Raw genomic sequence first — 19,574 nt, 5'->3', positions numbered from 1 at the left:
CCGAACCCCCGCCCGCGCCGACCTCCAGGCACCGCCAGCCCGGTGCGACACCGAGGGCGTCCAGGTGGGCGAAGGTCCCCCGGTCGTACATGCGTTCCAGCTCCGCCATCCAGGCCGGATCGTTGGTCCGCGCGGCGAACCTGTTCGTCGCCGTCCGAGACTCGGTCAACCTGTCACCACACCCTTCCGGTCAGCACCGGTGCGCCCGCGGCGACACCGACACACACCTGCGCGAGTGTTCCCGTCCCCGCGGGAAGCCCGTAGTGCCCGTCGACGGCGGAAGCGTCGAACCCCAGGAACGGATGCGCCGACGCGCCCCGCGCGGCGGCCGTGAGCGTCGCCCCGTCGACCGCGGTCCCGACCCGCATCTGCTGGATCCGCCAGGCCCGCGCGCCGGTGAACTCCAGTCCCCCGGCGAGGTGGACGGTGAACCCGGCGGCGGCCACGTCCATGCTGGGCCGGTACAGGGCCGACTGGAGGACCCGCGCCGGCTCCGGCTCGGCGCGCAACGGGACCAGCGCGTGCCGGTCGGCGTCGTAGCCGTACCAGCCCGGAGGCCGGCCGGTGACCCGGTGCACGGCGCACAGCACCCGCAGGTGCGGGTCCGCGCAGCCGGCCAGCACCGCGGCCAGCGTCTCCTCGGCCACAGCCGCCCCGCTGAAGGACGGCCCCGAGGACCGACGCCGGTGCGCCGCCTCGGCCCGGTACTGCACCGGGGCGACCGGTGGCAGCGCGATCCGCTCCCCCACCAGAGCGGCCGGCGGTGGGATCGCCGGGGCCACGGCCAGCGCCGCGCGCTGCATGGCCAACACGCCGGCCGAGCGGTTGACCACGGCGGACCGTTCGCGCACCTGCGGCGCGCAGGCGGGCACGGCGGGCACCGCCCGGCGGTCGACCGGCGGCACGACCCGCACGACGGCGTACGCGGCCTCGTCCTCGCCGTCCACGCCGAGCAGCGTGTGCACCGCGGCGTCGTCGAAGTCGAAGGAGACCTCGACCGCGCCGCTCCACGCCGTGGCCACGGTCCGGAGCCTGCCGAGCACCACACCGACGTCCACCGCGCCGAGCCGGTACGCGAAGTCACCGTACTTGTAGAGGTTCTTCCAGAACCGGTGGGTGAGCACGAGCCGCACGCCGTCGTCGGCCGGGGCCGGGCCCAGGGCGACCAGTTCGTGCCGGGCCGCGTCGAAGTGGTGGGCGGCACCGCCGAGGACGGCGTACACCTCGGTGGGATAGAGCGCCCCGCCGGAGGCGACCGGCCGGCGGGCCATGGTGCGCCCCGCCGCGGTCACCAGCCGGGACACACCCACGACCTCGGTGAGCAACCGCAGCACCCAGCCCCGGTCGGAATGCTCGGACCGGTCTGCGAAGCGCAGCTCGGGCGCGGCACGGTAGACCTTCACCGGCCACGGCGCGTCCGCCCAGTCCACCGGGGCGGCGGTGCCCGGCTGCGGGCGTGCCCGCAGCCCGCGTACGAACTCCCGGGCCGCGGTCAGGTCGAAGACGGGCGCGGTCACGGGAACGGGTGGGGCAGCCGGGTCGCGGTCGCCTCGGCGTCCGCGCCGCTCGGATAGGGCAGGACGCCGGTCAGCCGGGGCAGGCCGACGGTACGCCGGTTGCGGTGGCCGAAGGTCATCGGCAGCAGGCCGGGAACGACGACCTTGACGCAGTGCAGGCCGTGCCGGCGCAGTTCCGGCATGGTCTGGTCGACCACGATCACGTCCAGGCCACCGGCGAGCACGCCGGCCACCGCGGTGCGGAAGTCGGCCCGGATGTCGGTGCTGTCCGCGCGAAGCGTCGCCGGGACGGCGGCCAGCGGCATCGGGTCGGCGGCACCGTCGAGCAGGAAACCGAAGCGGTCGCGGGCCTCCGGCAGGCAGTTCAGCGCGGCGTGGTCCGTCATCCCGGTCACCAGGTCGGGGTCGGCCAGCATCGCCAGAGCCCGTTCCCGACGCTCGGCGTAGTGGAAGCTGACGTACTGCACCGCGCCCACCAACTCGGCCAGGCCGCCCGCCAACGCCTGCTCCGGGTCGGGATGCGCGCCCGACCCGGCGACCACCGAGGGCCCCTCCCCCGGCGGGCACTCGGCCAACAGCACGAAACTCGGCATCCCGTGCTCCATCGTGGACAGATAGGCGCGGAAGCGGCAGCCGGTCATGAGTTCGGCCTTACGCAACAACGGCCGCAGGCCGGGCGCGTCACCGAGGTCGACCTCGGGCAGCCGCAACCGCCGGTACCAGGTGAGCAGGAAGGAGTCGCGTTCGGCGAGCTCGCGCAGCCCGTGCAGGGCGGCCTCCTCCACCGACGACCCGAGCGCGCAGCCGTTGGAGGTCTCGAAGGCGAACGTGGTCTCCCCGTCGTGCCGGGGGCCCCAGTGCACGGCCCGCTCGGGCACCAGCACCGGCCCGTTGCGCGCGAACGAGTGACCGGGAAGCCAGTCGACGACCGTCTCCGGGGAGTATTCCGCGAACGGGAAACCCGGCCGACCATACGACTCCGGCGGGTGCAGGCCCAGGGTCACCGGGTCCACGGCGTCGTCGCCGAGGTCGGCGTACGCGGCGCGCACCGGGGCCGGGGCTCCGCCTCGGTAGAGGCTCGCGTAGCGCTCCAGCCCCTCCAGCACCGCCACGGTACGAGCGGCCCGATAGGTCTCGGCCCGGCCGATGGCCGGCTCGCGCCGCCCCCACCGCACGGGTTGCTCCACGGAGCTGGCGGCCAACGGACCGTCGAGGTCGTCTGCGACCTCCTTGAACAGGCCGATGCCGCGACGCAGGTAGTCGTCGACGACGTCGCCGTCGATCTCCCTGGTCCGAAGGACCGCAGGGTCGCGTTTGGTGTACCGCGTGTCAGGCCGGTCGAACACCGGCAACGGGTCGCCGCCCGGGTCGCCGCAGACCGGGCAGGTGGAATCGGGCAGCAGCTCCTGCCGGTCGACCGTGCCGGTGCGCGCGTCGAGCACCCACACCCGAGCATCCGCACCGTTCCCGGTCGCCAGCTCGGTGGCGAGTTCGGCCGCCACCCGCGGCAGCCACGGCGGCCAGCCCCGCCCGCGTGCGCCGCCGAACGCCGTTGCCGGGCGGGATTCCGGCGTCGGGCCGTACCCGCCGTTGGCCGCCCGCACCCGCAGGCAGAGCAGGCAGCCGCGCCGGCCCGGCGACCACCGGGGACCCACGAAGCACAGCGATCGCCAGTGGGTGACCGGCACCGTGGCCCCGAGACCGGGCGGCTGGTCGGTCACCTCGTCCAGGGCGCCGACCACGACGACGGCCGACACCCGGGCGGCCCGGGCGGCCAGCGCGGCGGTGGCCGCGGCGGCCAGCGGCCCGGAGCCGACCACGGCACTCACGGCTGGTCTCCGACGGTCCGCACCGCCACCACCGCCGCGGCCTCGCCGACGAAGGCCAGCTCGGCGGTCAGGTTCCACTCGACCGTGTCCAGCGACGCGCCGGACCGTGCCGTCCGCAGGGCCTCCGCCCACGTCTTGACCGGCGGCGCGAGATGCACCGGGTCGACGCCGCCCGCGGCGGCGGCGAGCAGGGCGTTGTCCTCGGCGTGCGATGCGCTGACGCCCACGCCCGACCCGATCGCGCGGCGGTCCGCGCGCACGGTGGCCTGCCACAGCCCGGTCACGAGCGGCGCCGTGGCGACCTCGACCCGACGACCGTCCAGGAGACCCAGCAGGAAGCCGGTGAGCGGGGTACGCCCGCCGTCGACGGGCGTCCAGGCGCCGGTCGGACCGGCCGGCAGCTCGGCCGACAGCGCGACGAGGGCCCGGTAGCGCGCCTCGGGGAGGGACCAGCCCGCGCCGACGTGGCCGGCGGTTCCCCGCGCCCGCAGCAACCGGGCGCCCTCGGTGGCCAGGGCCGCGAGCACGGCCTGGGTACGGGCCTCCCGCGCCCAGGGGCCGGTCCTGGTCACCGTGGCCCGGGTCGTGCCGCAGCGGCTCACGGCCAGCGGCAGCTGCGGCAGGTCGTCCTCCCCTACGGTCAGCAGCGGACCGGTGACCGGGTCGGTCCACGAGCGCACGGCCGCGGTGATCCGGGCCGCCTCGGCGTTGGGCGCCGATTCCCGGCTGGCGACGTCCGGGCGTACCGGCGACTCGTCGTCTTCGCGCCGGGCCGTGAACACCGCCGCGGGACGTGGGTGCCGGGAACAGTCCGGATGCCGCCAGAGCGGGTGTCGTGCGGCGGTGAGGGTGTCGGGATCCACGGTCACCACGGTCCTGTCCCGCGACCCGGGCGGGCCGGCCAGCTCCGCGTGGATCCGGTGCACCACCTGGAAGGCGAGCAGGCTGGCCGCGGGCGCCGGCGTCCGGGCCGCCGCCGTGGCATCCTCGGCCCCCAGCACGCGCGTCAGGCACCGCGTGCACCAGTCTTCCCCGGTGCCGCGCACGGCGCCGGCGAGCCGCTGCGCGTCCGCGTACAACACCGCGACCAGTTCCGCCGACGGGTCGTCGGGCACGAGGCCCGCGTACACCACGACCGTGGCGTCCCCCGCGTCGGTCCCCACGGTCCACCGCGCTTCCGGGTCGCGCCGGGACACCGCCTCGAGGACGGGGCCGACCGCGTCGATGTCCCCGCCGACGATGGTGACGTGCGCGAACGCGTGGTCGGCCAGGGCGCCGGCCGCCGCCCGCAGCAGGGGCCCGGAACCGACGACGGCCACCCGGGCGGCACGCAGGGTGGTGAACCGCTGGTACGGATCGCCGGGAAACTGGCCCAGATAGTCAAGGTGCTCGCCGAAGCGCTCGGTCACCCAGGCCGGTCGAGGCCCGGCCGAAGGACCCGCCGGCAGCAGGAAGCCGTGCCGCAGCAGGGAGGCCAGCAGCCCCTCCACCGCGGGTCTGGCCTGCGAAGGGAGCGCGGCGAGCACCTCGGTGGCCGACCGCGTGCCGTCCAGCCGGCGCGTGAGTGCCGTCAGCAACTCGTACGCCCGGTCGTGGGAGACCGAGAACGATCCCGTCTGGTGGTACACCGTCGCGCCGCCGGGGGCGCGGACGAAGAAGGCGTCGCCCCGAACCCTGACCGGCCCTTCCTCGGTCACGGGCGCTGGCCGGCCAGGCCGGCGACCGGCTCGTCGAAGGAGGCCACCCGGCGGCCGGTGGAGGTGATGCCGGAGAGGATCACCGAGGGCCTGCTCAGTTCGGCCACGAGGAACTGGGAGCTGTTCTCGTCGTTGACGATCGCGTCGGAGCGCCGGTACGGAGCGACGTCGGGGCTGCCCGGGCTGATCACGCCACACAGGTCGATGACCCGGTCGCGGAAGGCCCGGCTCTCCCGGTTGGTCAGCACGATGCGGTAGTCCGGGCAGGCGACGGCGATGGAGGCGATCAGGCGCAGGTAGGTCTCGTCGTCCACCTTGGTCTTGTTGCTGGAGGCCAGGGCCGGCCGCAGCCGGGGAATCGACATGTCGACGACCGCCCCGCGAGCAGCCAGGTGCTCGGCGTGGGCCACCAGGGCCACGAGTTCCACCTCCACGTCGTGCAGGCCGATCAGCGCGCCAGGGTTGACGTAGCGGAAACCCGCGTCGATCCACCGGTCGAAGGAGGACATCCGCCGGTCGTAGTCGGCCTTGGGGGCCCCGTCGCCGCCCATGAAACGGTTGTAGGTGGCGCGGTCGTAGGTCTCCTGGAACACGCACATGGTCACCGGCTGCTCCGGTGTGATCCACTCGCCGAGGACCGCGATCTCCTCCTCGGTCATGCTGCCGATGTTGTAGTAGACTCGGTCGAATCCCATGTCGAAGGCCCGGCGGATCGCCCACCCGATCCGGAAGGCGTTGGCCAGCCTGGTGTACGGGTCGGCGTACTCGCCGGTCAGGAATCCGACACCCCGGACCCCCTCGTGCTCGAGGAGGATCCTGAGCTGCTCCTCGATCTCCCGCTTGCCGGAGAAACGGCGCAGCATGCCGGTGTTGCTGCGCCGCATGCCGCACATCTTGCACTCGGAGTCGCAGTGGTTCGTCGTGTAGAGCGGGACGAACGTGTGCAGTCGAGGCGCCCGCCGCGCGGCGAGCTCGGTCGCCGCGGCGACGATCTCCTCGGTGGGCAGGCCGGTGGCGCGAAAGAGGGCCAGCGCCGTGGCGGCACGGCCGGCCGGGTGGTCGCCCGTCTCCAGCGCGGCTCGCGGGTCGAGCTGTGCGGCTGCCGCTGCCACCTCGGCGAAATCGGGGGCGGCGAAGGCCGACGCGCCGGGCTCGACGACGCCAGTACGTTCGATCATCAGGCTTCCCCTTGTCTGCCACATCGGGTGTCGGTGCGCCCTGCTGCGCTCACGGGCCTGGTGCACGTCGAGGGAGAATCGAGCAGCACGTGCCCCGTGGCGTCAGCGACGGGAGCCGCGGGCGCAGTCACGTCCGTCGAGCCCAGGGTCGGGACCCGGTTCCCCCATGCGACGTCGTCCTCCAACGTGTCGTCCCGCGAGTCCACCGGCGCGTCTCGCGCCGATCAACTCGCCACAGCATGGCATCGACACCTGGAACGTGTCGACCCTTCTTGCGATTGCCGGTTCCGTGAATCACGGCGAGCCGCTATCGTCGTCAGTGGATCACACACGGCACCACGTGTCACCGGCGAAGGCCATCTTCGCCGAGTGCGAAGAGTGTCGCGCGTCCATCAGGGACAGCCGACTTCGACGCAGGTTGACGGATCTGAAAATCCGTCGTTACCTTCGATGAGGTCCGATCACCCGATCGGTGCCGGTTCACCCTACTCGGGAGGTTACATGGCGACCGGAAATGCCCCCCAGACGACCGCACCCGACAGCCTCGAGTCCATGGACTTCGACTTCTCCTCCCTGGAGATTTCGGACTTCATCGACGAGAGCCGACTGGAGGACGGCGAGACGATCTCCAACGTGATGGCGGCGTCCTGCACGTCCTGTGAGTGCTGCTGCAGCACGTCCTGATGGAGGAGGCGGGGCGGCCCGGGGGCCGCCCCGCCTCTGCCTGCCATTGCTCGTTCAACTTCCGGTGAACTCTGGAGTGCGAAATGTCGTCAGCCGTCCAGCCATATTCTACCGATCCAGTGGGAATCGCGCAGCGGCAGGCGATGATTTATGTGCACATCCCCTTCTGCCGCTCGAAGTGCAATTTCTGCGATCTGGTCCATCCCGTACCGGTTGCGGACCTCCTGTCGACGGCGAAGGACACCAAACGTCGCAGTTATCTACGTGCGCTGTGCGACGAGATCCGGGCCCGAGGAGCAAATGCCCGGTCTGCGGGAAAGGTCCCCACCGTGGTGTACTGGGGGGGCGGCACCGCCAGCATCCTCGAGCACGACGAGGTGGAGATGGTGATGTCGGCACTGCGCGAGAGCTTTGACCTGCGCAATGTCGTCGAAGCCACCATCGAGGGCAGCCCCGACACCCTCGACACCGATCGGCTACGACATTTCCGTTCCCTGGGCTTCACCCGCGCGTCATTCGGTGTCCAGTCCTTCGACGACGACCGGCTGCGCCAGGTCGGCCGGCGGCACACCGCCGGTGACGCCCGCCGCGTCGTCGAGCAGGCCCGGGCCGCCGGGATGGACCAGGTCAACCTCGACCTGATGTGCGGGTTCCCGGACGAGCGGTCCGACGAGGTCGGGCGGTCCGTCGCCGAGGCGCTCAAGCTGCCGATCGACCAGCTCTCGCTCTACCCGTTCCGGCCCAACTCCGGCACCGCGCTGCGCCGCTACGTCGACCGGGGCCGGCGCGAACTGCACCTGCGCAACCAGCTTCGTTCGTTCCATCTCGGCCGGTCGCTGGCGCTCGAGGCGGGGATGGCGGAGGAGGCCTCGGGATACTTCGGCCCGCTGGCCCAGTTCTCCGCCCTGTACTTCCAGCTCCGCGCGGACCTCATCGGCCTCGGATCCGGCGCGATCTCGCTGGTCGACCGCCAGTTCCTGGCGCACCGGAAGGGCCCGCTCGACCCCTATATCGCCGATCCACTGCACTTCGACACCGTGCTGCCGGCCACGGCGGAGCCGGTCGTGGCGTCCAACCTTCGAGCCGGACTGTCGATGTTCGACGGCATCGTCCGCGACGACTGGGAGACCGCGACCGGAGCGTCGCTCTCCGACTGCCTGGAGCTGCCCGGGATCAGGCCCATGGTCAGCTTCTTCCGGAAGCACGGGCTGGTCGAGGACGAGCGCGGCATGCGGCTGCCCCGCGAGCGGGTGGCGACGGCCCTCGTCGAACTGTCCTTCCACACCGCCGCCCTCCAGGCGGCTGCTGCGTGAGCGGGGCGGCGACCACCCCCGCACCCGACGGACCCGCTCCGCGCACGGCCGGCGGCTGGCGGCAGTTCACCGTCGAAGGCGACCGCGAGGCGCAGGACTCCGCGCTCGCCCTGCTGGCGGCCGTGGCGAGCGACTTCGCCGTGCTGCGGGACCGCGCCGGCCTCCGGGTCTTCTGCCGTCCGACGGCGGCGGCCATGGTGACCGCGGCAGGCCAGCCGTTCCACACCGCGCCGGCGGAGGTGGCCGCCCTGCCGGTGCCGGACGAGGACCTGCCGGTCACCGGGCCGGCCGCATCCGGGTTGATCGAGGAGTTCCTCACCGCGTCGGGCCCGCTGGTCGCCTCCCTCGCCGCCGACGTCCGAAACGGATCACTGACCCGCACCGACGCCGGGTTCGACATCATGGTCGCCCACCTGGTCGCGGTGGCGCGATACCTGCCCCGGGACGACTCGGCGATGGGCACCCTGGTCCGACGCCACCATCCGATCCCGCTCTCCTTCCCCAGCGTGAGCGCCCACGCGGACGGCATGATCGCCCTCAGCGGCGGCGGCGCGGCGCTGCGCGCCCAGTTGCGCAAGCAGTACTCAGCGGCCGCCCCGGTCGTCGAACGCCGCGTACGCTCCCTGCTCGCGCAGTTGCAGGACGGCGGGCCGGCGGCGTTCGACCACGCGCAACGCTGGCACGACCTGGTGGACGGGCATCGGCGCAAGGTCCAGGACGCCCTGGAACGGGGCGAGTTGTGGGCGGTCACGGAGGACGGCGAGGTCCTTCCGGATCCGGGCATCGGTGCGCTGCACGCCCTCACCGCCGCCGTGCCCGCGCTGCGCGACTATCTGGCCACCAACGTCGGCTACCTGTCCATGCGCTTCATGATGGGCTTGCTCTACCTGAGCCTGCACGCCGGCATCGGGCTCGGCATGTCCGAGCGGATGGTGCTGTGCAACGCCATCGGACGTTCCATGGAAGCGGTAGGGCGGCGAGGGGTCAGTGAGCTGATGACCGGGCTCATCTCGGCCATCAGCGCCGACGCGGCCGCCGTGGCGCGCTGACCCCGCCCGCTCAGCCGGCGACGTACTCGATCACGTATTCCTCGGCGCCGCCGGTCGCCGGCCTCGGTGCGCTCGCCGGCGCCGGCAGCGCCTCCTCCAGCACCACCACGCTTCCGTCCGCCTCGCGGGGCAACTGTCGGAGGAAGACGTTCAGCAACAGCGGACTGCCGAAGTGCAGGTAATGCCGCTTGCTGAGGCGGGCCTGCCGCGCCTGTCGCGCCCATCGCCGGGTCTGTGCCACCCAGTCCCCGGCATCGGGCGCGGGCGCCTCCCGGACGGTGAAGAAGCACTCGTCGTCGATGCCCAGGTCGCGCTGCCACCGCCGGACGGCGCGCAACTCGGCGACCGTCTCCGCGGTCGTCGGCAGGTCGAGTGGCCCGGCCGGCAACCGCCAGGCACGCCGGTCGAGCACCAGCCCGCCCAGCGTCAGCCGGGGCACCCGGGGCACGTCGGCGGGCAGCCGGTGCCACCAGCCGCGCCGGGCGCCGACGATCGGGGCGAACGCGCACAGGAACCGGTACAGCATCGGGCCCGCCGCGGGAAACAGGAAACTCATCGGCGTCAGCTGCACGATCCGGCCGTCCCGGGTGGAGCGCAGCACCAGCCGCCGCGTCGCGTGGTCGGCCTCCACCGTCAGTTCGGCCAGGGTGTGCGCGGCGCCGGGGGACACCACCCGGGGATACCGCAGCTCCAGCGGAGCCAACGGCGGATGCACCGCGATGTTCAGGCCCAGCACCGCGGTGAGGTCCATCTGCCGAGGCTCGATCGCCGCCCGGACGGCACCGGCGAGCGACCAGCCGTTCGGTTCCGGCGGCAGCAGATCGCAGAACCGGGAGTAGAAGACGCCCTGCCCGCTCATCACCGAGTTCAACACCACCGTGCCGTCGGCGAGCTGCACCCGCGCCGCGAAGCCCCCGTCGACCCCGAGCGACCCCGGCAGGGAGCCGACGAACCGCCGAGCCCAGTCCAGGTCGAGGTCGACCACCTCGCCCGGCGCGGTCGCCAGCTCCGCCAGCCGCGCCACCAGCTGGGCCCGCCGCTGGCGCACCGTCTCCGCCGCCGGGTCTCCCTGCGCGGTCATCACCGACGAGATGCCTTGGGCACCGAGCGCGACGACGTCACGGTAGTAGTCGAGGATCGGCGTGGGCCCACCGCGCGTCGCGGTGAAATGCGCGTACAGGCCGAGGCGGACCAGGGTGGAATCGTCGACCAGCGGGAGCAGACCGCCGAGCACGGCGAACTCGTCGGCGACGGACTCGAGGGCGGCCGGGTTCCAGCCGGCCGCCGGTCCGGACCGACCGGTGTCCTCGAACACCAGAGCCCGGTCGCTCGTCTGGCCGGCGACCTCGGGCGCGACCTCGGCCTGCGCCACGAACTCCCGGCGGAGCCCGTCCAGCTGGGCCAGGAGGGCGATCCGGCGGGGCAGCGCGGCGCCGGGGAACTCGTCCTCGGCGCGCTGGAGGCGCTCGAACAGCGCCGCCAGCCCGGCCGCACGGGGATCCGCCGACCGGTGCAACACCTCGGCCATCCGCCCGGCCGGCGTGGGCTCCTGGTCGGGGACGCCCAGGTCGGTGTGGCACACCCCGGCCTTGACGAGTTTGGCCACGAACCGCTCCACGCCCGCGACCGGTTGGCCGGACCGGGCGGCGAGGACGGCGACCAGTTCCGCCTTCGACCGCGCGCCTTCGGCGAGAACCTCCATGACCAGTCGCAGCGCTGCGCTGAGCGGAACGGCGCCGAAGCGTTCGCCCCGCAGCCCGTCCGCCCGTCCGTCCCGCCCACGCTGGAAGAACTCCACCCGGTCCCCACTGACGCGCAGCGTGCTGTTGAGCCGGACCTGGACGACCTCGTCCATGCCCGGCAGGTCCACCACCTCGCTGGCCATCCAGGTCAGCAGCCCGCGGTTGAGCCGGGCCCGTCGGGACACGACGCCGGGCTCCCCCGGGCCCGCCGTCCACGGCTGCGCGCCGACCTCCGTGAACCGACCGAACGGCGTGGGCTTGCAGGCGCTGCGGGTCAGATAGGCCAGCGCGGTCTTCTCCGCCGTGCGGAGGCGCTTACCGGGCGCCGCTCCGCCGGAGGCGGCGACCGCGTCGCGGTAGGCGGTCACCGACTCGAGCAGGGTACGGCCGGAGAGGAGGATCCCGTCCAGCAGGTCGCCGTCGAGCTGCTTGGCGAGCGCCAGCCGCGCGGCCATGAGCTCCTCGGCGAGGGCTCCCTCCGCCTCGGCCAGGTGGGCGTCACGGGCCTCGCGCAGGGAGCCCCACTGCGCCAGCAGGGACCGCCCGGGTTCGTCGAGGACGGCACGGGCAGCCGCCAGGTCGGTGGCCGAGGGGCGGTCGTTGTGCAGCCGACGGCGCACTCGAAGGACCAGGCCGCGCTCCCGCGCACCGAGTTCCGGAACCCGGCTGAACAACGCCGCGCTGACCCGCTCGGCCGCGTCGGCCAGGGCCGCCTCGGCGACGTCGACCTCCGCCAGCGCCGCCCAGGTGCGACTGGCACGGAGGGCGTGGAGAGCCTCGACCGAGACGGTTCCCCTACGCCACAGCACGTACTCTCGGAACGCCATGGGGAAGCAACCTCCGGTGTCGGACGCCGTTTCCGCCATGCTGCCACAACGCGCCCCCATCGTCATCGACTTCGATGCTGCTGTCGGCGCTCCGTTGACGCTCGTCGTCGCCGCTGGCAAGCTTTCCCCGAGCACCGGCCGGCGAGGATGGTCGACAGTGGACAATGCGCACGGATTCCGCCTCGACGCCGGGCACGTCGCCCGGTTCGCCGAGGTGAGCGGCGACCACAACCCACTGCACGTCGACGCGGCGTTCGCCGGGCGCGGCCCGTTCGGTCGCACCATCGTGCACGGCGCGCTCAGCGCGATCGCCGTGCTGGCCGCCGTGCCGCCCGCCGCCGTCCGCGACGCGAGCGGGTTGACCGTCCGGTTCACGCGGCCCGTCCTGCCCGGCACCGACTACCGGGTGCTGGTACGGCAGGCGGGGTCGACCCTGGAGGCCACCGCCGTCGAGGGCGATCTGCCGGCCGTCACGATGACCCTGTCGCCCGGCACCGGCCTCGCCGCCGCCCCGCCGCCTGCCGACGGCGGCAGCCCGGGTCGGTGCGAGGCTCCCGACTTCGCCGACCACGTGCCGGGGTGGCAGGAGGCAGGCGACTACGCGCTGCCCTCCGTCACGGGCCTGCTCGCCCTGGCGGAGGAGCTCGGCTGCCGAGCCGCGCCGCCCACGGTGCTGGCGGCCCTCGCCTGGGGCAGCTGGTTCGCCGGGATGCGGCGGCCCGGCCGCGACTGCCTGCTCTCCGGCCTGCGCCTGCGGCCCGGGGCGTCCCGCACGGGCTACCAGGCACGAGTACGCGGGGCGGACCCGCGTACCGGCGCGCTCGTCACCGACGCCGAGCTGCCCGGCCTCACCCTGGAGCTGCGAGCCTTCCAGCGCCTGCCCGTCGCGGCGCCGACGTGGGCGTCCGCCACGGCGTACCGTCCCGCCGACGACGCCCTGGCCGGCGAACGCGCGCTGGTGGTCGGCGGCAGCCGGGGGCTCGGGGCGGCCGTCACCGCGGCGCTCGCCGCCCGGTCGGCGACGGTGTGGGCCGGCCAGCGCGACGGCGCCACCGAGGTCGCCGCGCTGGCCGACGAGTTCGGCGGCCGGGTGCGCGCGCTGCGGCTGGACGCGGCCGACGCCGACCAGAGCACCCTGCGGGCGGCGGAGCTGGACCTGACCGGGTTGGTGCTGTGCGCCGGGCCAGCGGTCCGGCCGGTCCGCCTGCACCCGGACACCGTCCCGGCGGTGCGGGACTTCGTCGACCGGAGCCTCGCGATGGTGCTGAACCCGCTGACCGCCGTCCTCGACCGGATCAGGCCCGGCGGCTGGCTGGTCGTGGTTTCGTCCTCGGCCGTCGAGGACTTCCCGGCGCACTGGCCGCACTACGCGGCGGCGAAGGCGGCGGTCGAGGCCCTGGGCGAGCACTGCGCCCGCGTCCACGGACTGCGGGTGCTGGTGGTGCGCCCGCCCCGGCTGCGCACCGACATGGCCGCCGGCCCGCTCGGGGTCGCCGACGCGGTCGACCCTGGGCTGGTCGCGGCCCGGATCGCCGGGTGGGTGCCCGGCGCGGACCTCGGCGTCACGATCATGGGATCGGCGGAGCTGACTCAGTCCCCGGCCGCGACGGCGTAGAGCTCGCCGAGCGACCCGGCGGCCAGGGCGTCCGGCAGTGGCACGGGCCTGCCCAGCTCCCGCTCCATCGCCATCACCAGCCACACCAGGTGTTGGGAGTCCCAGTCGGGCAGTTGGTCAAAGCTGGTGTCCGCGTCGGCCACCACGCCGACCTCGTCGCGGACCAGGTCGAGGAACTGCGACAGGGTCATGCCGCCGGCCTTTCCGAGGAGACAGTCAGGACGATGTGCTCCGGCACCGACGGTATCCGCCCCAGGTCGTGCCGGTACAGCTCCCCCGGGCCGTCGTACGGGAGGACGCGCGTGAACCCGTGGCGGAGGTAGAAGTCGGCGAAGGCGCCGTTGCGCGCGCTGGGAACGTAGCGGGCAAGCACGGCGCCGACACCTCGCGCCCGGGCCGAGGACAACACCGACGACAGGTACGCCTGCTCGATGCCGCGACCGAACACCCGGCAGCTCAGCAGGACATTCTCCAACCACAGCAGGCCGGCGTCGTGGCGGCCGAACACCGCGCCCACCAGCCCGTTGTGGCCGAAGCGGTCCGCCGTGCGCACCGCGAGCACGAGCGCTTCGGGGTTCCGGATCAGCGCCTCCACCTCGGGCGGAGACAGCCGCGCCGTGGTCATGGTGAACTGGTTGGTCCGCAACGTCAGTTGGGACAAACGCGCGACGTCGGCGAGCGCGGCCGGTGCCAGCTCCACCCGCACGCCGAGCGTACGCAGATACTCGTCCAGCGAACCGGCGGACGTCCGTAGCTCGCGCCGGTGCAGGTCGGCCCGGTACGCGGCGGACCGCCCACGATCCTCGTCGGTCAGCCGCGGCACGTCGAACCAGCCGTCGGCCAGCAGGGCCGGCAGGTGCCCGGCTGGATCGCCCGCCAACTCCACCACCGCGACCTGAGGCAGCAGGGTGGCGACCATCCCGCACTCGGCCGCGGAGTCGTCGGCGAACACCAGGCTGTCTTGGCCCAGGTTCAGCTCCTCGGCCAAGCCGGCCAGAGTCTCCGGCTTGGGCCGCCAGCTGGCCGACACCCGCACGAAGTCGTCGGCCCGCAGCGCCATCTCGGGCTTCGCCAGGGCGGTGCGGACCGGTTCCGGGTCGTTCTTGCTGGCCACCGCCAACAGCACCCCCTGGGATCCGAGCTGCCGGGCCGCCCGCTGCACGTCCGCGAAGGCCGGTCCCACCTCGACGCCGTCCGGCCCGACCTCGCCCAGGACGCCCGACCAGAGTGTGTCGTCGAGGTCCAGGACGAGGCACTTGCGGGTGCGCCCCGCTACGTTGCGGGCCAGATGCCCGATCTCCCGCGCCACCGCCGCGAGGAGCGCAGGAGAGTGCCGCAGCCCCAGGTGTACGCCCATCCGGCGGTCGACCGCCGGGACGCCCTCGGCCAGCAGCGGGTCGAGGTTCAGCACGACGACTCCGGCCCGCTCGCCGAGGTCCAGCAGGCGGGCGTTCGCCCGCGCCCAGACCGCGCCCAGTCGTGCCCGCGACCGGTGGTCCACCAGTTGGGCCGGGTACGACCGCAGCAATGGCATGGTCGTCACCACGAGCATGCCCCGGGAACGCTCCACGAACCGCTCGACGATGTCCACGATCCTGGTCACCACCCGGGTGGCGGCCTCCTCCACCTGCTCGACACGCCACGGCGTCGGCACTTCGGCGAACACCACCCGTGCGTCGAGCAGGCACACCGCGATGTCCGCGTCGTGCAGCGCGCTGCCCGGATCCGCCAACTCCGCCAGGTAGGCGTCGTACCCGGTGGCCGAGCACCGCGGCACGAGGCCGTGGCGCACCAACTCCGCGGCGACCGGCGCCGTCAGGGCACCCACCGTGCCCGCTCCGGTCACCGCGACGGACACCTCGGGCAGGTCGGGGTGCGCCGCTCGCACCTGTGCCGCGTCGACCCTGGCCAACAGCGGCCCGACCCGGCTCAGGTCCGCTCTGGACAGTCGCGCCGCAAGCTTCGTGACGACGTCGAAATCCTCCGCCAGCCGCCCCGCACGGGCGATCCCGGTCAGCTGCGCCACGGCATCCTCGTCCGCGCGCTCGTTGCCGGGTTGCGTCATGTGGACCTCCCGCAAGCGATGCCGGTATCGGCACCCTAGCACCGGCCCCGTATACAGATCGCCGGGCGACGCGACCGGGCGGTGTCGCGAACGGTCCACCGAAGAAGATCAGCGCGACGCGGCGGAGCCTGCCGCGCGACCGATTCGAACTGATTCGGACGTGACGCACGTCGACCGGCGGCGTCAGCAGGTTGACGGCCCGCGGCCGCGCTCTGCGCCGGCTCAAGCTGCGCCTGGACGCCGCTCCTCGTCCGCGGGATCACACCCCAGCCGGCCTCACGCGGCAGGTGGATCAGCATCGTGAACCTCGCGGTCCGCTCGACCAGCGTCCCGATCGCGGAGCGCTGGAACCCGATGATCAGATTCCCTTCCCAGGGTCCGGGGACGGCACGGTCGGCGAGTTCGGCGGGCCGTTCACTGATCAGGGTGTCGGTGGTGGCGTGGGCCCATGCGCGTTGCCTGGCGCGCTCTCAGGCAACGCGACGAGTCCGACCGGTCCGCAAGCTGGCCCCACGCCTGGAGTGCTTCCTGAGGGCGACAACACCGTGACGTCATAGTGCCCGAGACCAATCAGAGGGCGCGGAGTTCGTGCTGGCGTCCGTATGCCCTACCTCGCAGGAAGGGCAGCCTGGTGTAGACGCACGAGGAGGAGACGCAGTGATCCCTGAGACGACGCGCGTACGCGCTCCCCGACCCCGAGTGGCGACGCTGGGCGAGTACGCCATCGATGCCGTGCACGGGTTCGTGCCCGCCGACGACCCGGTGGACACGCTGCCGGCGTACTTCGCACCGTGGGAGCGGCTCGGGCGGAACCTGGCGGCTCTGATCATGACAGGGCGGATGCGCCCGGCGGTCGAGTCGATGCCCGTCCTCGAGCCGGACAGGCTGCGTTCCAGCGGGGAGCAGGAACGGGCCATGCTGCTGTTGTGCTGCCTCGCGAACGCGTACGTGTGGGCCACCGACACACCCGCAGACATGCTCCCGGCATCGGTGGCGCAACCGCTCCACACGCTCGCCGAATGCCTGGACCGGGCGCCGATCATCTCCCACGCCTCCATCGTGCTTCACAACTGGCGGCGCATCGATGCGGACGAACCGCTGAGCGTGTCGAACATCGACACCCAGGTGACGTTTCTCGGCGGCGTCGACGAGAAGTGGTTCTATCTGGCGACGGTGGGCGTCGAACTCGCCGGCGCTCCCGGGCTGTCCCTGCTCGTGCGGGCCCAGCATGCGGCGGCGGCCGAGGACCAGGCCGCTCTCACCGAGGCGCTGTTTGGTATCCGTGCTGTCGTCGACAAGGTGACCGGCGCGTTTCTCGGCGTCGAGCGCTGGTGCGATCACTACGTCTTCTACCACCGCGTCAGGCCGTTCCTCACGGGGTGGTCCGCGCCGGGGCTGCGCTTCGCGGGCGTGGACGGGGAGCCGCTGGTGCTGGCCGGCGGGAGCGCCGCACAGAGCTCCCTCATCCAGGCGTTCGACGCCGGACTCGACATACCGCACCCGCACGGGACAACGGCGGGTTTCCTGACCGGCATGCGCGCGTACATGCCTGGTCCGCACCGTCGTTTCCTGACGGATCTTGAGGCCGGTCCGTCGGTCCGTGAATGCGTCGAGCGGAATCGCGTCACCCATCCCCTGCTGGGCGACGCGTACAACGAGGCGGTGGACGCCCTGGTTCGGCTCCGGGCCCAGCACATCGGCATCACCGGGCGCTACATCAAGCGGTTCGAGCGTGACCAGGAGACCGCCCAGGGAACCGGTGGCAGCGACTTCGTCGCCTTTCTGAAGAAGTCGCGCGAGGAGACCACCGAACGGCTGCTGCCACGACGGCGCGGGTGTACGGGGAGTTCGACCAAGAGCAGTTGGACGCCCAGTTCACCCAGCAGCATGGTGGGGAATGGCTGGTGGGGTGGGTCGGTTGTATCCCCGGTGCGGCCGTAGCCCCCCGTCGAGCGGGTGGATGGGTCGGGTGGCCTCGGGAATGGGGCGGCCCCGCCGGTCGTTACACCATGTCGACGCCGTTGGAGCAGCCCGCCGTGCGGGCCTGGTAGATCCTCCGATCCCCTTCTGCGGCGTGGTGAAGTTCCCCCAGAAGCTTTCTCAGAGCGCCCGTACGCGAGGTGCTTGCGCACAGATTCCCGTGCCTGCCCGTGTGGGTGGTGTGTCCGGGTGTGTGCGTCAACCCCCGAATGGAGCTTTGATCATGAACAAGCTTATTCAGCGTGGTGTGCTGTCCATCGCCGGTCTGACCGCCGCGGCCGGTATGGCCGCTGGCCCGGGTCTGTCGCTGGACACGACCCCCGCGGTGGCGAGCAAGCCAGTGGCGGCCAGCCAGCAGGTGTCGGTGGACAAGCTGCTGCCCCATGGTGTGCCCGCCGGGCAGTCGACGGTGCCGCTGTCGGGTGAGCAGAAGGACAACGCCAAGGCCATCATCGAGGCCACCAAGAAGGCGGGCATGGACGAGCGGGCCGCCGTGGTCGCGATCGCCACCAGCCTGCAGGAGTCGAAGCTGGAGAACCTTGGTCACCTGGGTGACCGCAACGACCACGACTCGCAGGGCCTGTTCCAGCAGCGCCCGTCCTCGGGTTGGGGCACGGTCGAGCAGATCACCGACCCGGCCTACTCGACGACGGCGTTCCTCAAGGGTCTGAAGCAGGTCGACGGCTGGCAGGACATGCCGCTGACCAAGGCCGCGCAGACGGTGCAGGTGTCGGCGTACCCGGACCACTACGCCCAGTGGGAGAAGCAGGCCGCTGACCTGGTCGCCGAGCTCTGGAACAGCTGACACGCACAGAACACGCCGAGGGCCCCTTCCCGAACGGGAAGGGGCCCTCAGCCGTGTCCGCACCACCACCGCCCGGCCTGCGGCCCGCCTTAGTACTGCAACGGCGGGTCGTGTCCTATGGCGGTTCGAGTCGTTTGCGGTAGTGGGCGGCTCGGGCTTGTTCCTGGCGTCGGCGGCGGAACCGGGACCAGTGCAGGATGTGGTCGGCGTGGTGGCGGATGGTCAGGACGAGGTGGGCGAACAGGCGGCGGATCTCGTTGCTGCTCAGCGGGATCAGGCTGCCCTCGCTGCCGGTGGCGCCCCCTTTGCGGCTTCGGCGGCGCGGGTGACGACAAGGAACGCGGCAGCGGCCATCGCGAGGGTAATGTGGCCGTACCAGGCGTCGTAGCGGCGGACCTGGTACTGGTCCAGGCCGACCTCGTTCTTCGCGGTCTGGAACGACTCCTCCACCGACCAACGACTACCGGCGACCCGGACCACCTCGCGCAGTCGGGTGCCGCGGGGACCGAAGCACACGTAGTAGGCGATGTCGCCCGGGTCGCTGATCGAGCGTCGGGCCAGGACCCAGCCGTGGCGGCCGTGGGCGAAGGTGCGGCGGATCGGCAGCCGGGCCCAGTCGTAACGACGCGGTCCGTGCGCGCCGTCACCAGCCGACAGGCGTTGCCACGCACCCGCACGCACCTTCGCCACCAGCTCATCGACACGGGTGGTGGTGCGCAACCCGGAGGGCACCTCGTCGTCACGGCGGGTGGCCACCACATACGCGATGTCCTGATCCTCCAGCCAGCACCGCAGGCCAGGATTCTGCCCGTAGGCCTCATCCGCGCTGAACCAGGAGAACGGCACCCCCGCCTCGATCGCCCTCTCCAGCATGGCCTGTGCCTGCTGCGGCTTCGTCGCGAACTCGACCTCGTCCGGGACCGCCGCCGCCCGGCACCGATCCCGATCACCGGTCCACGACTTCGGCAGGTACAACTCCCGGTCGATCAACGCCCGCCCTTTGGCGGTGGCGTAACACAGGAACGTGCCGATCTGACAGTTCTCAGTCTTGCCCAGGGCCTGTAATTGAATAACTGTCAGGGACGGTCTTCGGTGGAAGTTGCTCGGGCGAGCAGCTGCTCCAATGTGCGGGCGGCCGGTCCGGGACAGGGTCATTGCGTTCTGCGGTAACTGCTGGTCACGGCGGTGATGAGGTCGTGGGGGCGGCGGTTGGCCTGGCGGGTGGCGCGGGCGATGTTGGTCGCGCCGGTGGTGCGGTGGTAGCCGATCGCGG

General features: G+C 72.6%; 13 protein-coding genes and 2 pseudogenes. 6 read left to right on the top strand and 9 right to left on the bottom strand.

The genetic code is table 11. From position 1 onward, the window contains the following. Nucleotides 1-173 precede the first annotated feature (173 nt). From E1258_RS15810 to nocL, 4 genes are read right to left on the bottom strand one after another with little or no spacing between them, the layout of a single operon-like run. Nucleotides 174-1,517, bottom strand: a complete 1,344-nt coding sequence (locus E1258_RS15810; protein ID WP_132401465.1) for a hypothetical protein — start codon at nucleotides 1,515-1,517, stop codon at nucleotides 174-176. Further along, a complete protein-coding gene (locus E1258_RS15805; RefSeq protein WP_165949786.1) occupies nucleotides 1,514-3,346 on the bottom strand; it encodes a TOMM precursor leader peptide-binding protein in 1,833 nt (610 codons plus the stop codon). The genes E1258_RS15810 and E1258_RS15805 overlap by 4 nt, the downstream gene beginning before the upstream one ends. Next, nucleotides 3,343-5,043 carry a hypothetical protein gene (locus E1258_RS33350; protein WP_165949785.1) on the bottom strand — a complete coding sequence of 567 codons (1,701 nt, stop codon included), beginning with the start codon at nucleotides 5,041-5,043 and terminating at the stop codon, nucleotides 3,343-3,345. The genes E1258_RS15805 and E1258_RS33350 overlap by 4 nt, the downstream gene beginning before the upstream one ends. Beyond that, a complete protein-coding gene (nocL, locus tag E1258_RS15800) occupies nucleotides 5,040-6,221 on the bottom strand; it encodes a 3-methyl-2-indolic acid synthase (protein WP_165949784.1) in 1,182 nt (393 codons plus the stop codon). The genes E1258_RS33350 and nocL overlap by 4 nt, the downstream gene beginning before the upstream one ends. Nucleotides 6,222-6,722: 501 nt before the next feature. On the opposite strand from nocL, the gene E1258_RS15795 reads away from it, so the two are divergent. The 3 genes from E1258_RS15795 to E1258_RS15785 all read left to right on the top strand — a co-directional run bounded on the left by E1258_RS15795 (nucleotide 6,723) and on the right by E1258_RS15785 (nucleotide 9,267). Next, entirely contained in the window at nucleotides 6,723-6,905 is a 183-nt protein-coding gene (locus tag E1258_RS15795) for a thiocillin/thiostrepton family thiazolyl peptide (protein WP_132401456.1), read from the top strand. Nucleotides 6,906-6,988: 83 nt separating this feature from the next. Beyond that, nucleotides 6,989-8,218, top strand: a complete 1,230-nt coding sequence (locus tag E1258_RS15790; protein WP_132401453.1) for a coproporphyrinogen-III oxidase family protein — start codon at nucleotides 6,989-6,991, stop codon at nucleotides 8,216-8,218. After that, nucleotides 8,215-9,267 carry a hypothetical protein gene (locus E1258_RS15785; protein WP_132401450.1) on the top strand — a complete coding sequence of 351 codons (1,053 nt, stop codon included), beginning with the start codon at nucleotides 8,215-8,217 and terminating at the stop codon, nucleotides 9,265-9,267. Before E1258_RS15790 ends, E1258_RS15785 begins: the two co-directional genes overlap by 4 nt. A 10-nt stretch (nucleotides 9,268-9,277) precedes the next feature. On the opposite strand, the gene E1258_RS15780 is transcribed toward E1258_RS15785, so the two are convergent. Beyond that, a complete protein-coding gene (locus E1258_RS15780; RefSeq protein WP_207919583.1) occupies nucleotides 9,278-11,836 on the bottom strand; it encodes a lantibiotic dehydratase in 2,559 nt (852 codons plus the stop codon). A 16-nt stretch (nucleotides 11,837-11,852) separates the two neighbouring features. On the opposite strand from E1258_RS15780, the gene E1258_RS33345 reads away from it, so the two are divergent. Next, a complete protein-coding gene (locus E1258_RS33345; RefSeq protein ID WP_207919582.1) occupies nucleotides 11,853-13,451 on the top strand; it encodes an SDR family NAD(P)-dependent oxidoreductase in 1,599 nt (532 codons plus the stop codon). Here the strand turns inward: E1258_RS33345 and E1258_RS15770 are convergent. The 3 genes and pseudogenes from E1258_RS15770 to E1258_RS34850 form a co-directional block, all read right to left on the bottom strand. Then, nucleotides 13,427-13,642: an acyl carrier protein gene (locus tag E1258_RS15770; protein ID WP_132401444.1), complete on the bottom strand. Its 216-nt coding sequence runs from the start codon at nucleotides 13,640-13,642 to the stop codon at nucleotides 13,427-13,429. The genes E1258_RS33345 and E1258_RS15770 overlap by 25 nt on opposite strands. After that, a complete protein-coding gene (locus tag E1258_RS15765) occupies nucleotides 13,639-15,516 on the bottom strand; it encodes an HAD family hydrolase (protein WP_132401441.1) in 1,878 nt (625 codons plus the stop codon). Before E1258_RS15765 ends, E1258_RS15770 begins: the two co-directional genes overlap by 4 nt. Before the next feature lie 239 nt (nucleotides 15,517-15,755). Further along, nucleotides 15,756-16,019 (bottom strand): annotated as a pseudogene (locus E1258_RS34850) (IS30 family transposase); the annotation flags it as partial. A gap of 196 nt (nucleotides 16,020-16,215) precedes the next feature. On the opposite strand from E1258_RS34850, the gene E1258_RS15755 reads away from it, so the two are divergent. Then, nucleotides 16,216-17,457, top strand: a complete 1,242-nt coding sequence (locus tag E1258_RS15755) for an indoleamine 2,3-dioxygenase (protein WP_165949781.1) — start codon at nucleotides 16,216-16,218, stop codon at nucleotides 17,455-17,457. Nucleotides 17,458-17,719: 262 nt separating this feature from the next. Further along, nucleotides 17,720-18,301: a hypothetical protein gene (locus tag E1258_RS15750; protein ID WP_132401435.1), complete on the top strand. Its 582-nt coding sequence runs from the start codon at nucleotides 17,720-17,722 to the stop codon at nucleotides 18,299-18,301. Between the two features lie 273 nt (nucleotides 18,302-18,574). Here the strand turns inward: E1258_RS15750 and E1258_RS15745 are convergent. Then, a pseudogene (locus E1258_RS15745) lies at nucleotides 18,575-19,354 on the bottom strand (IS701 family transposase); the annotation flags it as partial. Between the last annotated feature and the right edge of the window lie 220 nt (nucleotides 19,355-19,574).

Origin of the sequence: Micromonospora sp. KC207 (assembly GCF_004348615.1) — a bacterium.
GTDB lineage: Bacteria > Actinomycetota > Actinomycetes > Mycobacteriales > Micromonosporaceae > Micromonospora.
The sequence above is the reverse complement of the archived record's forward strand: the minus strand, read 5'-3'. Positions and strand labels throughout refer to the sequence as shown.

Bases quoted from the DNA above. Each gene is read 5' to 3' on its own strand.
- nocL (WP_165949784.1), bottom strand. From the start codon at position 6,221: ATGATCGAACGTACTGGCGTCGTCGAGCCCGGCGCGTCGGCCTTCGCC.
- E1258_RS15795 (WP_132401456.1), top strand. From the start codon at position 6,723: ATGGCGACCGGAAATGCCCCCCAGACGACCGCACCCGACAGCCTCGAG.
- E1258_RS15790 (WP_132401453.1), top strand. From the start codon at position 6,989: ATGTCGTCAGCCGTCCAGCCATATTCTACCGATCCAGTGGGAATCGCG.
- E1258_RS15780 (WP_207919583.1), bottom strand. From the start codon at position 11,836: ATGGCGTTCCGAGAGTACGTGCTGTGGCGTAGGGGAACCGTCTCGGTC.
- E1258_RS15770 (WP_132401444.1), bottom strand. From the start codon at position 13,642: ATGACCCTGTCGCAGTTCCTCGACCTGGTCCGCGACGAGGTCGGCGTG.
- E1258_RS15765 (WP_132401441.1), bottom strand. From the start codon at position 15,516: ATGACGCAACCCGGCAACGAGCGCGCGGACGAGGATGCCGTGGCGCAG.
- E1258_RS15750 (WP_132401435.1), top strand. From the start codon at position 17,720: ATGAACAAGCTTATTCAGCGTGGTGTGCTGTCCATCGCCGGTCTGACC.